The organism is Sphingobium sp. B12D2B (assembly GCF_025961775.1).
Taxonomy (GTDB): domain Bacteria; phylum Pseudomonadota; class Alphaproteobacteria; order Sphingomonadales; family Sphingomonadaceae; genus Sphingobium.
On the sequence record NZ_JAOQOH010000001.1, the window covers coordinates 1,348,042 to 1,361,732 of the forward strand.

A 13,691-nucleotide genomic window follows, 5' to 3' on the forward strand; every position below is an offset into this window, starting at 1 on the left:
GAGGCTCGCCGCATGACTGATGCTGATTATGCCGCTCAACTGCGGGAGGCCGCGAAGGTCTCCAAGGCCTGGCCCTATGAAGAAGCGCGCAAGCTGCTCAAGCGCTATCCGCAGGGCAAAGCGGGCGGTGCGCCGATGCTCTTCGAGACCGGCTATGGCCCGTCGGGGCTGCCGCATATCGGCACGTTCAATGAGGTGCAGCGCACCACCATGGTCCGCCATGCCTATGAGGAAATCACCGGCGCGCCCACGCGGCTCATTGCCTTCAGCGATGATATGGACGGGCTGCGGAAGGTGCCGGATAATGTCCCCAATCAGGCGATGCTGACCGAGCATCTCGGCCGCCCGCTGACGCAAGTGCCCGATCCGTTCGAGAAATATGAGAGCTTCGCGCATCACAATAATACGATGCTGCGCGCATTCCTCGATCGCTACGGGTTCGATTACGAATTCGTCTCCTCGACCGACATGTATCGCGGGGGCCAGTTCGATGACGCCCTGCGCAATGTGCTGCGCAACTATCAGGCGATCATGGACATCATGCTGCCCACGCTGCGCAAGGAGCGGCAGGCAACCTATTCGCCGGTGCTGCCGATCAGCGCGAAGAGCGGCATCGTGCTGCAGGTGCCGGTCGAGGTGGTCGATGCCGATGCCGGGATCGTCCGCTTCGAGGACGAAGGCGAGACGATCGAACAGAGCATCCTCTCCGGCGGCGCCAAGCTGCAATGGAAGGTCGACTGGGCGATGCGCTGGGTGGCGCTGGGCGTCGATTATGAGATGGCCGGCAAGGATCTGATAGACAGCGTCACGCAAAGCTCAAAGATCGCCCGTGCGCTCGGCGGACGTCCGCCCGAGGGCTTCAACTACGAGATGTTCCTGGACGAGAAGGGCGAGAAGATCTCCAAGTCCAAGGGCAATGGCCTCAGCATCGAGCAGTGGCTGACCTATGGCTCGGAAGAAAGCCTTGCCTTCTATATCTATCGCGAGCCCAAGGCAGCCAAGTCGCTGCACATCGGCGTCATCCCTCGCGCGGTCGATGATTATGAGCAGTTCCGCTCCGCCTATGCCACGCAGGCCGTGGACAAGCGCCTGGGCAATCCCGTCCACCACGTCCATGGCGGGCAGGTGGCGGACGATCCGCTGCCGGTGACCTATGGCCTGCTGCTCAATCTGGTCGGCGTCATGGGCGCCGATGCGACCGAGCATCAGGTCTGGGCCTATCTGCGCAACTACGCGCCCGATGCCTCGGTGGAGCGCTATCCGCGCGTCGCCGGCCTCGTGCGCAATGCGCTGGCCTATAATCGCGATTTCGTCGCGCCCACGCTCAAGCGCCGCGCGCCGGAGCCCAACGAAGCGCTGGCCCTGCGCGAACTAGATGCCCAGCTAGCCGCTTTGCCGGACGACGCCTCGGCCGAAGACATCCAGAATATCGTCTACGAAATCGGCAAGGGCCCGCATTACGGCTTCGAGCAGCTGCGCGACTGGTTCAAGGCGCTTTATGAGACCTTGCTCGGCGCCCAGCAGGGGCCGCGCATGGGCAGCTTCATCGCACTTTATGGCATTGCAAACAGCCGCAAGCTGATTGCCCAGGCGCTGGATCTGGCAGCCGCATAATCGGTAGAACGGGGGTGAGCTACCCTCCAACGTTCCCCGCGTTCAGCAGCCGCATCAATTCGCGGGACGATGCGGCTGCAACTGTGCGGACCGGATCGCCGCCACGGCTGCGACGGTCTGGTGAAAGAGGAAATGCGTGACATCGCAGGGCAGCGTCTCGCGCAGCAGGCGCGTGGCTTCCGCCTCGTCGCCCTGTATTGCCGTCACCGCCAGATCGCCAAGCAGCGCCTCGTCAGGGCTGAGCGTCATCGCGCAGGGGCGATGCACAAGGAAATGCTCGGGCCAGCCCTCCTGCAATCCCCGCACGAGCAGAATGACGCGCCGGGCGGCATCCATGGACCGCAAGCGGACGGCGAGGTCCGGCACAGGATCACGGCCTGACTGGCTGTAGATAATGCACAGCCGCGCGGCCATGATGAGGTGCATGGCCGTCAACGGAAAGGACCGCAGGTCCCGAAAGGCGAAAAGAGCGGATAAATCCCTGGTCATGGCGACCCCTTCCAGCAGAATGAAGGCTGGCAGGATATGCTATTGCGAACGAATTGCAATAGTGATTGGGGCCGATGTCGAGTGCGATCCCGGTGGCTCTCGCTTGGGCGGGGCCACTGGGCGCACACAGGGCGCAGCCGATTACCGAGCCTTGGTGTCAGCAATCCAATCGTCGATCTTGCGCTCCAGCACGCTCATCGGCAGCGCGCCGGTCATCAGCACCTGATCGTGGAAGGCCTTGACGTCGAACCGGTCGCCAAGCGCCGCCTGCGCCTTCTTCTTCAGCCGCTGGATGGTCAGCGCGCCGATCTTGTAGGAGAGGGCCTGGGCCGGCATGGCGATGTACCGCTCGACCTCGGCGGTGGCGTCCGTCTTCCCCATCGAGCTGTTGTCGAGCATGTACGCAATGGCCTGATCGCGGGTCCAGCCCTTGGCGTGGATGCCGGTATCCACCACCAGCCGCATCGCGCGCAGCATCTCATCGTCGAGATGGCCCATGCGCTGGTAGGGGTCTTTGAACAGGCCGAAATCATAGCCCAGCGTTTCGGCATAGAGCGCCCAGCCTTCAACATAAGCCGTGTTGCCGCCGAAGCGGATGAAGTCGGGCAGGCTGGCATTTTCCTGCGCGAGGCTGATCTGGAAGTGATGGCCCGGCGCGCCTTCGTGCAGATAGAGCGTCGTCATGCCCGGAATGCTGCGGGACGGCAGGTCATAGGCGTTGAAGTAGAAGACGCCGGGGCGCGTGCCATCGGGCGTGCCATTCTCGTAGGAACCGCCAGCCTCGAACTTCTCGCGGAATTCGGGATAGGGCCGGATTTCCAGCTTGGCCTTGGGCAGAGTTGAGAACTGGCTCGGCACCTTCTCATCGACGATCTTGCCGATGCGGTAGAATTCCTCCGTCATCCACTCGCGGGACTTGGGGTGAAATTCCGGGGCCTCGCGCAAATGGGTGAAGAAGGCGCCGAGCGTGCCCTTGAATCCCACTTCGTCCCGCACCTGCTCCATCTCGCTGCGGATGCGCGCGACTTCCGAAAGGCCGAGATTGTGGATATAATCCGGGGTGAGCGGCAGCGTCGTCATGCTCTTGACCAGCGCGGCATAAAGCTCAGCGCCACCTTTCATGGCGCTGAGGCCAACGCCCTCGCGTGCCACCGGCAGATAGTCCGCTTTCAGGAAGTCGCGCAGCCGCTTCTGGGCGGGGTTGATCTCGTTGATCAGCGCATCCCGATAAGCCTTGGTCAACCGCTGCCGGTCAGCCGGCGCGATGTCCTCGGGAAAATCCTTCACCGGCTGGTAGAAAGGCGATTCGTCCACTGGCTGGGCCAACAAGGCGTCGAGCTGCGAGATCGTATTGCCGATGGTCAGCTTCGTCTCGACAACGCCCCTCGCCATGCCCTCGCGGAAGCGGCCGATCGCGCGGTCGAGGTAGCGGACATAGTCCTTGTGGCGCTTGAGGTTGTTCTCATAGTCGGCGAGCGTCTTGAACGGCGCCGCGCCCTTGCCGGACGACAGGGTCGGGTAGAAGGTGTGCAGCCCCGTGAAATGATTGATCGGGATGACCGCGCTAATGTTGACCAGCGGCGGGCTGAGCTTCGTCAGCTTGTCCTGCACTTCCCACTCGAACACGTCATAGGCGATCTTGTTCTGGGCGTTCAGCCGGTCGCGGTTGATGGCGTGGAGAGCGGCGAGATTGTCCTGCGCGATTTTGCGCTCGGTCGCGAAATAGGCGTCGCTGATATAATCGCCCATGCGTTCGGCATGGCGCATATCACCCCGAAACAGCGCGTCGAGCGGGTTGTTTGCGAGCGTGGCCTCATTGGCGCGGGCGAACAGCGCGGTCAGGCGTTGATCCTCGCTCGAGGCAGTCTGGCCGGCGGGTTGCGCCGGAGGCGTCTGGGCCAGCAGGGGCGTAGCAAAAGCGGTGGCGGCAAGCAGCAACGAGAGGCTGCGGGTAAGGCGCGGGGCGCGGAACATGGGAAGTCCTTTCCGGGAAGGTCGATCGGGGGATCGCATGCATCGATGCGTAGCGCCGCGCGCCGTTCATCACAACGCTCGACCGGCTCGTTTCGTCGCGCGGAAGCATGCTCAGCCGCACAAAAAGGGCCGCGCCGAATGTCGGCGCGGCCCTCTTCATTCTTATCCCGAAAAGGGACGCGTGATCAGCGGTAACGGAAGGCGTTGTGGATCACCTTCACGACCCTGCCGGTGCGCGTATTCACGAGCAGCGCGTCGTCATAATGGCGCACCCAGACCTGGTTCGCACGGGGGGCATCCCAGTGGAAGCGGCGCCAGTCATTCACGACATAGCTGCGGCCGTAATAGACGGGCCGGATGGTAACGCCTGCCTTGAAGTTCTTATATTTGAACGGGGCCGCGCGCCACGGGCGCTCGCGATTATAGTCGCGCACCTCGCGCTGATAGTCCCAGCGGGCGTCGCGCAGGTCACGCTTGGCATCGCGAACATCGCGCCGGGCGTCGTTCACATCGCGACGAGCTTCCCGCACATCCTGCCGGTCCTGGGCATGATAGGGCTGGGCCATCGCGGTGGTGGGGATGAGGGTGAGGGCTGCAAGCCCGCCGAGCAGAAACTTTTTCATCATGTGACACTCCTTTCAGTGCCGGCCAGGCGCCTCGTTCTGCGGCCTTGGTCGCCTGATCCTTATCGGCTCGACGGGCTGAATGGCGCGCGAACGCCTGTGTCAGCTTTCGCTCATAAGTGTCGCAATTTGTCTGAGGTGCCCCGCGTGGCTGAACCCGGAGTCACGGTTTATTGCGCGGTTCCCACGGGCGCTCGCGATACCAGCGGGTCACGACATATTTGGCGCCTTTGGTAACGGGCAGGGCAGCATGCAGCGTATCGTAATTGGGGCTGCCGTCCGCGGTCATATTGTTCCAGATCAGCAGCGTGCCGGTGCGGGGCGGAATGGTCACGCCGAGGCGCGGAAATTGCGTCTCGCCGCCCGCTTCGACGTCGCACAGATAGGCCATCGCCGTCCAGCAGCGCTGTCCGCCGGTCGCCCGCATCGCCGGCCAATAGTGCACCTTCGCGGGGAAATAATCGCAATGGAGCTGGTATTGCTGGGACTCGTAATAACGCTGGCCCTGCAGCAGCTCGCCATAGTCGCCTTCGATGCCCATCAGCGCGTCGATGCGCTTCGTCACCGCGACCACGAGCGGATCGTACATATCGAGATTGCAGCTGCTGCTGGTGCGGTACCCCGACTCGGTGCCGGAAAACAGCTTGGAGGGTTTGCACCCGGCATCGATCTTGCCGATCAGCTCGGTGCATTCCTTGGGCGTCACCAGTCCGTGGCGCAGGAACATCTCGGCCCGCTCTGTCTGCACCCGGCTGATCATCGGGTTGCGGGAGAGGCGCTGGCGCACGCGGACCCCGATCTCCGCGCGGGCTTGCGAGGGAAGTTCCGCGTCATCTGGCCAATCTTGCTTCATGCCTGTCTCCTGCCATCCCGATCCCGGGCTTAGCAAGGGGAGGCGGTGCGCTCGCACCCAAAAAAGGACCGGCCCCTGCCGAAGCGGGAACCGGCCCAGTCTTTCCTGAAGGCCGCTCAGGAAGGGCTTGGTGCGGGCGCCGACCCGCTCACCAGAAGAAGTCGTGGATCACATCGACGACATAGCCGTCGCGGGTGTCGACCAGCAGCGCATCGTCATAATAGCGCACCCAGCGCAGCGAGCCGTAGACGGGCGGCAGGCGGTACTCATAGGGATCGCTGATCCAGTAATTCCGCCCGAACAGCATGTCGTTCAGGTAGATGCCGATCGAAAAGCGGCGGTAGCCGTAGTTCCAGCCATAGGGCGCGTAATAGGTCGGCATGCGGTAGACCGAGCGATACTGCGTACGGTAGCGTTGCCAGTCATAGCGCCGGTCGTTGCGCCAGCGATTGTCCCAGCGGCGCTGGTCGGCCCAGCGTTGGCGCTCGTTCAGGCGCTGCCGTTCCCAGTCGGCGCGGTCCCGGCTGGTGCTGTCATTGCGTCGCCAGTCATTGTCGCGGCGACCATCCCAGCGGCGCGCATCGTCGCGGTCCCGCCAGTCGGTGCGGTTGCCATCGCGATTGGCCTGCTCGCGGCGACGTTCCCATTCGGCGCGGTTCTCCGCCTGCTGGCGGTTATCGTCACGCCAGTTGGCATTGTTCCGGCTGGTGTCATTCCAGCTGCGCGGCTGATCGCGGGGACGCTCGCGCTGCTCGGGCCTGTCGGGCCGGCCGGCCTGGTCGGGTGCGCGACGGTCCTGCCAATTGGGGCGGGGCGCATCGGACGGCGCGACGCGGGTCGTGGTCACCGTAGAGGGCGCGCGCGGCTGTGGAGCCGGCTGCGGGCGCATGCCGTCCCCGCGCGACGGTCCACCGCGCTGTCCGGACCAGTCACGCCGGCGATCGCCGCCATCCTGCCGCGGGGCGGATTGCTGCTGCTGGTTCTGGTTACGGATCCAGTCGCCCCGGTTGGCGCTGCGCTCCTGCGCAGCAACCGGCGCTGTGGCCAGCATGGTGGAAGCCAGCAGGCCGAAGGTCAAAAGACGGCTCATCGTGGTTACATCCTCAAAGCAGGCGGTTCTTCGCCATTAAGGATGTGTTTACGACAAGGCCGCTGTCGTCATGCTGAACATTGCTGACAGCGATGCGAAAGCTTGTCTCGCAGCGGGACGCTCAATCGGCCGTCGAGCGCTCGTCACTGGGCGGGGTCATGGCAGGCACATGGCGCGCGGCGTCTGCTGGCGCGATGCCCGGTGCAGGCGCAGCCGCCACGCGCTCTTCACCACGCATGATGCGCCCCGCCTGCTTGATCGCCTCGCGAATGCGCGGATAGGTGCCGCAGCGGCAGATATTGGTCATCGCCCCGTCGATCTGCGCGTCGGTCGGGTTGCTGTTCCGGCGCAGCAGCACGGAGGCCGCCATGATCATGCCGGATTGGCAGTAACCGCATTGCGGCACCATCTGCGCTGCCCAGGCCTGCTGCACAGGATGGCTGCGATCGGGCGACAGCGCCTCGATGGTCGTGACGAACCGGCCTTCCATCGCGGCGATCGTGACCTGGCAGGAGCGGATCGCGAGACCGTCAATGTCGACTGTGCAGGCGCCACAGTCGCCCGTGCCACAGCCATATTTGGTGCCGGTGAGATTGGAGGCGTCCCGCAATGCCCACAGCAAGGGCGTCTGCGGGTCCATCTTATATTCGACCGGGCGGTCGTTGACGGTGAACTTGGTCATCGGCCCCGCGTCACTTGCCGTCGACGAGCTTGCGGGTGAAGTAGACCATTTCCATCGCCTTCAGCCGGGCGCTCTGCTCGATGTCCGCATCGCCCGAATGGCCGCCTGCTGTATCCTCGTAGAAGAGATAGGGGATGCCATAATCCTTGAGCCGCGCCGCGAACTTGCGGGCGTGCTGGGGGCCGACGCGGTCGTCCTTGGTCGTCGTCCAGATATAGGGCTCGGGATAGGCCTTGCCCTTCACCACATTATGGTAAGGCGAGATCGTCTCGAGGAACGCCTTTTCCTCCGGCACCGAAACGCTGCCATATTCATCGACCCAGCTCGGCCCGGCGGCGATCTGCTCGAAGCGCAGGATGTCCAGCAGCGGCACCTGAATGACCACGGCATTCCAAAGCTCGGGATGCTGATTGAACTCCACGCCCATCAGCAGCCCGCCATTGGAGCCGCCGAAGATGCCGAACTTCTTGGGGCTGGAGAGCTTGCGCGCGAAGATATCCCGGCCGACGGCAGCAAAGTCATCATAGATGATCTGGCGTTTGGTCTTGAGCCCCGCCTGATGCCAGGCTGGTCCGAACTCCCCGCCGCCCCGAATGTTTGCGATAACGAAGCTGCCGCCCCGTTCCAGCCAGAGCTTGCCGATCAGCGCGGAGTAGGACGGCGTGTAGGATACCTCGAAACCGCCATAAGCCGTCATGATCGTCGGCGTGCTGCCATCGCGCGCCATGCCTTCGCGGTGGACGATGAAATAGGGGATTTTCGTTCCGTCCGTGGAACTGGCCTCGAACTGCTCGACCACGAGCCCGGTCGCATCGAAGCGGGCGGGCGGGGCCTTCACCTGCACCGGTGCCGGCTTGGCGGCATCGATCTGCCAGAGCGTTGTCGGCTGAAGAAAACCGGTGACAGACAGATAGGCCGCATTGTCCCGGTCGCTGGCCGCCGCGATGCCGATGGAGGCATTGTCGGGCAGGGTCAGCGCGGTCGATGTCCAGCCCGTCGCGGTCGGCGTCAATACGGCAGCGCGGCCACGCACATTGTCCGTGGTGGCGAGGATGACATGGTCGCGGGTCGTGGCGACCTGCTCGACCGATTGCCGGGCGCCCGGTGCGAACAATATTTGGAGCACCAGCGTCCGCTCGGCGCGCAGATCATCGAGCGAGATCGCCACCGCGCTGCCGGTCGGCACGTCCACGCCGCCGCTGCGCCAAGGCTCGCTGGTCTTGAGGATCACCCGGCCGGCGATCATGCCCGAGAGTGTGGACTTCGCCGGCAGCGGCAGCTTGCGCACGCCCTGAGTGGTGACGAGGATGTAATCATTCTCGAAGAAGGTCCGCGAGCGCACGAGAATCACTGCTCGATTACCCGCGCCATCGTTCAGCACCGCCGGCCAAACGCCGACATCCTCCTTCGCACCGCGGAACACCTCTGTGGCATCGCTCAGCGGCGCGCCGCGATTCAGCGTCTTGACGACGAACGGATAGCCCGATGCCGTCAGCGTGCCTTCGCCCCAGTCGCGCGAGGCGATGAGCGTGTCGGCATCCACCCAGTCGACACCCTGCTTCGATGTGGAGAGCGCAAAACCGCCCTTGACGAAGGTGCCGGTGGTGAGATCGAACTCGCGAATGTCGGTGGCATCCTCGCCACCGTCAGAGAGCGAAATCAGGCAACGCCGCTCATCCGGCTCTAGGCAGGTCGCGCCTTTCCACACCCATTTCTTCGCCTCGGCCTTGCTCAGCGCGTCGAGATCGAGCGCGGTCGTCCAGCGCGGGCTGGCCTGCGCATACTCGCTGGCGCTGGTGTGCCGCCAGATGCCCTGCGGATGCGCGGCATCCCGCCAGAAATTATAGATGCGCCCGCCGATCAGGCTCGGCATCGGGATGCGGTCGGTCGCGGTGGCGATGGCGATCGCGTCCTTCACCATGCCGGGGTAGTTCGGGTCGTTCTGCAGCACGTTCACGGTGCGCGCATTCTCCGCCTCCACCCAGGCCATGGACTTCTCGCCATGCCAGTCCTCGAGCCAGAGGAAGGGGTCGTCCTGCGCCACAGTGTCTGCCGTAGCCGCCGTCGTTCCGCTTGCGAGGGTGATCGCAGCCGCCATTGCCAATACCTTCATGGAGAATCTTCCCGGAAACACGCCCCTGATTGCCACCAGCGGCGTGCCGGAGCAATGCTCAGTCGCGCCAGCTAGGGTCGATCCGGTCGATCACGCGGACCATCGCGGCAAAGTCGAGCATCCCGAACCGCTCGGCCGGGATGGCCGAAAACATGTCGCGCTTGTGCACCGCCAGCACCTCGTCCGGGATGATCAGCGGCGTGCCGGCCTGCCGCGTTGCCAGCTGGATCTCGCAGGCCCGCTCGAATACGAAATAGCGCAGGAATGCCTCCGGCAACGTCTGGCCCATCACCAGCAAGCCATGGTTGCGCAGGATCATGAAGCGCTTGTCACCCAGATTGGCGACGAGGCGCGCGCCTTCCTCCGGCCGCACCGTCACGCCCTCGAAATCATGATAGGCGATGTTGCCGATCAGGAAGCCGGCATAGAAGTTCGTCGCCAGTAGCCCTTCCTGCGTGGATGAGACGGCCATGCCCGCCGTGGTATGGGTGTGGATGATGCAATGCGCATCCGGCACATGGCGGTGGAAGACGCTGTGCTGCACGAAGCCCGCGCGGTTGACCGGGTGCGGGCTGCCATCCAGCGTGTTGCCGTCAATGTCGATCTTGACGAGATTGGATGCCTTGACCTCCGAATAATGGAGGCCGAAAGGGTTGATGAGAAACGCCTGCTCTTCGCCCGGCACGCGCAGCGAGATGTGATTATAGATCAGTTCGTCCCAGCCCATATGCGCAAAGATGCGGTAGCAGGCGGCCAGTTGCTGGCGGGCCTGCCATTCGGCATCGCTCATTGGGTGTGTTTGGGCGGCTGCGGCCATGATCCTCTCTCCTTGCGCCGGACCCTCCTGGGTCTCGTGGGGCGATGGCTTGGATGATGCGCGGGAGAGGGCGGGTTGTCGAGTGAAAGGCGGCGGCCTGTGCCGCTGTCACTGCGATGACCCGGAGCATCTGCTAACAGAGACCCGCTTTTCGCCAGCTATGGACGAGTGACGATGCAATTTTCCTCGATGATCCGCGCCAGCCTGCCGCTTGGCCTTCTTCTGCTCGGCGCCTGCGCACAGACGGCGCAGCGGCCCGCATCCCCGGCGGGCGACAGTATTGCGCGGCTGCAGATCATCGCCTTCAATGATTTTCACGGCCATATCGATACGGTGGGGCAGACTGTGCTTCCACCGGGCGCCGCAGCCGATGCGCCACGAACCGCTGCGGGCGGGGCGATCCACTTTGCGCAGGCCGTCTCCCGCCTGCGGGCCGAGAATCCCAACAGCGCCGTGGTCTCCGCCGGCGACATGATCAGCGCCTCGCCACTCATCTCCGGCCATTTTCTCGATGAGCCGACGATCCGCGTGATGAACACGGTCGGCGTCGATTTCAACTCGGTGGGCAATCATGAGTTCGATCGCGGGCCGGACGAGCTGCGCCGGATGCAGACCGGCGGCTGCACGCAGTTTACACGATTGCAGCCCTGCCAGGTGATGAGCGATTTCCCCGGCGCGCGCTTTGGCTTTCTTGCGGCGAACGTGCAGCAGGCCGATGGGCAGACCTTGTTCCCGGCTTATGGCCTCAAGCGCTTTGCTCTCGCTGGCGGCAAGACGGTGACCGTCGGCTTTGTCGGCGTCACGCTCAAGGGCACGCCGGAGATCGTGGCGCCGAGCGGTGTTGCCAATCTGCGCTTTCTTGATGAGGCGGAGGCGGCGAACAGCTATGTCGCTGCGCTCAAACAGGCCGGGGCAGAGATATTGGTGCTGCTGATCCACGAAGGCGGCTATCCGGGTGGGGAGGGCGATCCCGGCGATTGCGGCTCGCTCTCCGGACCGCTGCCGCAGATCATGGCGCGGCTCGATCCTGCTTTCGATCTCGTGATTTCCGGCCATACCCATCAGGCCTATGTCTGCCGCTATGGCACGGTTGATCCCAGCCGGCCCTTGCTCGCCACCAGCGCGGGTCAATATGGCACGCTGCTCACCCGCATCACGCTCGATTATGATGTCGCCGCGCATCGGCTGGTCGACAAGCGGGCTGAGAATGTCCTGGTGGAGCAGCGCGAGGAAGCAGCGGCCGCACAACCCGAACTGACCAAACTCGTGGCGCGCTATCGCACGGCAGCATCTAGCGTGAGCGACCGAGTCGTCGGCAAGCTGGCCGGCAGCCTGACCCAGATCGCCGATGCGAGCGGCCAGAGCACGCTCGGCAACTTCATCGCCGATGCGCAACTGGCCTCCGTGCAGGCACCGGAGCGGGGCGGGGCGCAGCTAGCCCTTATGAATCCCGGCGGGCTGCGCGCGCCCATCGCGCCCCTGGCCGATGGCAGCGTCCGCTTTGGCGATCTCTATTCCGCGCAGCCCTTCGGCAATGTGGTGCTCGTCAAGCAGCTCTCGGGCGCAGACATCCGTGCCGCGCTGGAGCAGCAGTTCACCCGTGGCGATCGCCCGTCGATTCTCAGCGTTTCCAGGGGATTCAGCTATGAGTTCGACGCCAGCCGTCCCGCCGGCGCACGCGTCTTCAACATCCGCCTGAATGGCGCGGCGCTGCGAGATGAGGGGACTTATCGGGTCGCCATGAACAATTTCATCGCGCAGGGCGGTGATGGGCTGCGGCTGTTCGCGCCGGCGCCGGTGCTGGCCGAAGGGCCGGTGGATGTGGACGCGCTGGAGGTGTATATCGCCAGCGACTCGCATCGCGGCCCACCTGCCCTGGACCGCATCCGCAATGTCACACCGCAATGATTGTGGCCTTTTCCAAGCCTTTCCGGTCTTGATCCGGTAAGGTCACCCTGATAAGGGCAGCCCGTTCCGCCGTGGCAGATTGTCGCGGCGTATGTTATTTTAGGCAGATTGATACCGCGTCCGGAGTATGCTCCGGTCCCTGCGGACAAGCGATAGAACTGGAGACTGACGAGCTTATGCAAATCATCGTGCGCGACAACAACGTCGACCAGGCGCTGCGGGCGCTCAAGAAGAAGCTGCAGCGTGAGGGCGTTTATCGCGAGATGAAGCTCCGTCGTCACTATGAGAAGCCCTCCGAGAAGCGTGCGCGCGAGAAGGCTGCGGCCATCCGTCGTGCCCGCAAGCTGGAGCGCAAGCGCGCCGAGCGCGACGGCGCCCGTTAAGTTACTTTCAGGGCCGCGCTTGCGGCCCTGTTGATTCTCCCGGTTTCAATAAGAAGAGGCACGGCCCATGTCCGTCACGGCGGTTCCCTTGCAGCCTATCCGGCGCGGTTCGGTTCGTCGTTTTTGGCTTGCGGTCGTGCTGGTGCTGGCCGTTGCGGCGGTGCTGGCCTGGGCTGGCAGCCGCCAGTTCGGTCATACCTCCAGCGGCCTGCGCTACCAGATGATAACGCAAGGGTCGGGCGAAAGCCCCACCCGCGATGATTTTGCGCTCGTCGCCTATAAGGGCACGCTGCCCGATGGCACGGTGTTCGACGAGAATGAGAGCGCGCCGATGGACCTGCAGTCGCTGGTCCCCGGCTTTGCCGAGGCGGTGACCCTGCTCAAGCGCGGCGGCAGCATTCGCGCATGGATCCCCGCCGAGCTGGCTTATGGCGACAGCCCCCCTCCGGGCGGCGTCATCCTGCGGAACACGCCCTTGCAGTTCGAGATCAAGCTGCTTGAGTTCAAATCCCGTGCCGAGGTCATGCAGGCCCAGCAGATGATGCAGATGCAGCAGATGATGCAGCAGCAGGGCGGAGGTCCGGGTGGCCCGGGCGCGATGCCGCCGGGCGCGCCGGAGATGCCGCAGCCCTGATGGGGAAGGGGCGCCGATCCGGCGCCCGCTTCACACATCTCATTCCCGGCCCGGCATCTGGGCCGTCATCCTGTTAGACGCCTCATCCGCTAATGACCGGCCGGCCATAATTCTTGGCATAGGCATTTTCGACACCGGTCAGAATTTCGACGATATCGAAATAACGGTCCCAGAAGGCTGTTTCCCGCAGGTCCTCGACCAGCAACTGATAGGCGTGGTGGTCGATCGCATCCCACATCCAGATGTCGGTTACGCGCGTCGCGTAGAACTCCACGTCGAAGAAGCGCAGCGCAACCTTGCCGGCGTGCTTGCGCAGAATGGGCGCGAATTGCTCGTTCAGCAGCGCGAAACGCTGATCGACGGGAAAGCCGAGCCACTCTGGCGACGTCTTGACCAGCATGAAGACGGTGAGGGCGGGTTCGAACGAAAGGCTTGCATTGGTCATGATAGGTCCTTGTCAGTCTGTGTCTGCGCGGACTAAATGCGAGCAAATGCTCAAGATTGGCTACTC

Annotated in this window: 13 protein-coding genes; 4 read left to right on the forward strand and 9 right to left on the reverse strand. The window is 63.9% G+C overall.

Annotated elements, in window-relative coordinates; genetic code table 11:
- Positions 1-12 precede the first annotated feature (12 nt).
- Positions 13-1,614 (forward strand): lysine--tRNA ligase, encoded by a 1,602-nt coding sequence (locus M2335_RS06460; protein ID WP_264594158.1) that lies wholly within the window; start codon positions 13-15, stop codon positions 1,612-1,614.
- A 54-nt stretch (positions 1,615-1,668) separates the two neighbouring features.
- Here M2335_RS06460 and M2335_RS06465 read toward each other — a convergent pair whose 3' ends face one another.
- The 8 genes from M2335_RS06465 to M2335_RS06500 all read right to left on the reverse strand — a co-directional run bounded on the left by M2335_RS06465 (position 1,669) and on the right by M2335_RS06500 (position 10,255).
- Positions 1,669-2,103 (reverse strand): hypothetical protein, encoded by a 435-nt coding sequence (locus M2335_RS06465; RefSeq protein ID WP_264594159.1) that lies wholly within the window; start codon positions 2,101-2,103, stop codon positions 1,669-1,671.
- Between the two features lie 141 nt (positions 2,104-2,244).
- Positions 2,245-4,077 (reverse strand): DUF885 domain-containing protein, encoded by a 1,833-nt coding sequence (locus tag M2335_RS06470; RefSeq protein WP_264594160.1) that lies wholly within the window; start codon positions 4,075-4,077, stop codon positions 2,245-2,247.
- A 185-nt stretch (positions 4,078-4,262) separates the two neighbouring features.
- Positions 4,263-4,703: an RcnB family protein gene (locus tag M2335_RS06475; protein WP_264594161.1), complete on the reverse strand. Its 441-nt coding sequence runs from the start codon at positions 4,701-4,703 to the stop codon at positions 4,263-4,265.
- 160 nt (positions 4,704-4,863) lie between these two features.
- Positions 4,864-5,553 carry a prolyl hydroxylase family protein gene (locus M2335_RS06480; protein WP_264594162.1) on the reverse strand — a complete coding sequence of 230 codons (690 nt, stop codon included), beginning with the start codon at positions 5,551-5,553 and terminating at the stop codon, positions 4,864-4,866.
- Positions 5,554-5,701: 148 nt separating this feature from the next.
- The gene (locus M2335_RS06485; protein WP_264594163.1) at positions 5,702-6,643 is read right to left on the reverse strand and encodes an RcnB family protein; all 942 of its coding nucleotides are present in this window, start codon (positions 6,641-6,643) and stop codon (positions 5,702-5,704) included.
- A 121-nt stretch (positions 6,644-6,764) separates the two neighbouring features.
- On the reverse strand, positions 6,765-7,325 hold the full coding sequence (locus M2335_RS06490; protein WP_264594164.1) for a (2Fe-2S)-binding protein: 561 nt from the start codon (positions 7,323-7,325) through the stop codon (positions 6,765-6,767).
- A 10-nt stretch (positions 7,326-7,335) separates the two neighbouring features.
- Entirely contained in the window at positions 7,336-9,438 is a 2,103-nt protein-coding gene (locus tag M2335_RS06495; RefSeq protein WP_264594165.1) for a prolyl oligopeptidase family serine peptidase, read from the reverse strand.
- A 58-nt stretch (positions 9,439-9,496) separates the two neighbouring features.
- Positions 9,497-10,255 carry a class II aldolase/adducin family protein gene (locus M2335_RS06500; RefSeq protein WP_264594166.1) on the reverse strand — a complete coding sequence of 253 codons (759 nt, stop codon included), beginning with the start codon at positions 10,253-10,255 and terminating at the stop codon, positions 9,497-9,499.
- A gap of 174 nt (positions 10,256-10,429) precedes the next feature.
- Here M2335_RS06500 and M2335_RS06505 point away from each other — a divergent pair, with 174 nt between their 5' ends.
- The 3 genes from M2335_RS06505 (at position 10,430) to M2335_RS06515 (ending at position 13,180) form a co-directional block, all read left to right on the forward strand.
- Positions 10,430-12,163 carry a bifunctional metallophosphatase/5'-nucleotidase gene (locus tag M2335_RS06505; protein WP_264594167.1) on the forward strand — a complete coding sequence of 578 codons (1,734 nt, stop codon included), beginning with the start codon at positions 10,430-10,432 and terminating at the stop codon, positions 12,161-12,163.
- A 176-nt stretch (positions 12,164-12,339) separates the two neighbouring features.
- The gene (gene rpsU / locus M2335_RS06510) at positions 12,340-12,546 is read left to right on the forward strand and encodes a 30S ribosomal protein S21 (protein WP_181560196.1); all 207 of its coding nucleotides are present in this window, start codon (positions 12,340-12,342) and stop codon (positions 12,544-12,546) included.
- A 67-nt stretch (positions 12,547-12,613) separates the two neighbouring features.
- A complete protein-coding gene (locus M2335_RS06515) occupies positions 12,614-13,180 on the forward strand; it encodes an FKBP-type peptidyl-prolyl cis-trans isomerase (RefSeq protein ID WP_264594168.1) in 567 nt (188 codons plus the stop codon).
- Between the two features lie 82 nt (positions 13,181-13,262).
- Here M2335_RS06515 and M2335_RS06520 read toward each other — a convergent pair whose 3' ends face one another.
- Positions 13,263-13,625 (reverse strand): darcynin family protein, encoded by a 363-nt coding sequence (locus M2335_RS06520; RefSeq protein WP_264573264.1) that lies wholly within the window; start codon positions 13,623-13,625, stop codon positions 13,263-13,265.
- Between the last annotated feature and the right edge of the window lie 66 nt (positions 13,626-13,691).

What these genes read in the sequence shown, in the direction of transcription:
- M2335_RS06460 (WP_264594158.1), top strand. Translation starts at nt 13, where the DNA reads ATGACTGATGCTGATTATGCCGCTCAACTGCGGGAGGCCGCGAAGGTC.
- M2335_RS06465 (WP_264594159.1), bottom strand. Translation starts at nt 2,103, where the DNA reads ATGACCAGGGATTTATCCGCTCTTTTCGCCTTTCGGGACCTGCGGTCC.
- M2335_RS06470 (WP_264594160.1), bottom strand. Translation starts at nt 4,077, where the DNA reads ATGTTCCGCGCCCCGCGCCTTACCCGCAGCCTCTCGTTGCTGCTTGCC.
- M2335_RS06475 (WP_264594161.1), bottom strand. Translation starts at nt 4,703, where the DNA reads ATGATGAAAAAGTTTCTGCTCGGCGGGCTTGCAGCCCTCACCCTCATC.
- M2335_RS06480 (WP_264594162.1), bottom strand. Translation starts at nt 5,553, where the DNA reads ATGAAGCAAGATTGGCCAGATGACGCGGAACTTCCCTCGCAAGCCCGC.
- M2335_RS06485 (WP_264594163.1), bottom strand. Translation starts at nt 6,643, where the DNA reads ATGAGCCGTCTTTTGACCTTCGGCCTGCTGGCTTCCACCATGCTGGCC.
- M2335_RS06490 (WP_264594164.1), bottom strand. Translation starts at nt 7,325, where the DNA reads ATGACCAAGTTCACCGTCAACGACCGCCCGGTCGAATATAAGATGGAC.
- M2335_RS06495 (WP_264594165.1), bottom strand. Translation starts at nt 9,438, where the DNA reads ATGAAGGTATTGGCAATGGCGGCTGCGATCACCCTCGCAAGCGGAACG.
- M2335_RS06500 (WP_264594166.1), bottom strand. Translation starts at nt 10,255, where the DNA reads ATGGCCGCAGCCGCCCAAACACACCCAATGAGCGATGCCGAATGGCAG.
- M2335_RS06505 (WP_264594167.1), top strand. Translation starts at nt 10,430, where the DNA reads ATGCAATTTTCCTCGATGATCCGCGCCAGCCTGCCGCTTGGCCTTCTT.
- rpsU (WP_181560196.1), top strand. Translation starts at nt 12,340, where the DNA reads ATGCAAATCATCGTGCGCGACAACAACGTCGACCAGGCGCTGCGGGCG.
- M2335_RS06515 (WP_264594168.1), top strand. Translation starts at nt 12,614, where the DNA reads ATGTCCGTCACGGCGGTTCCCTTGCAGCCTATCCGGCGCGGTTCGGTT.
- M2335_RS06520 (WP_264573264.1), bottom strand. Translation starts at nt 13,625, where the DNA reads ATGACCAATGCAAGCCTTTCGTTCGAACCCGCCCTCACCGTCTTCATG.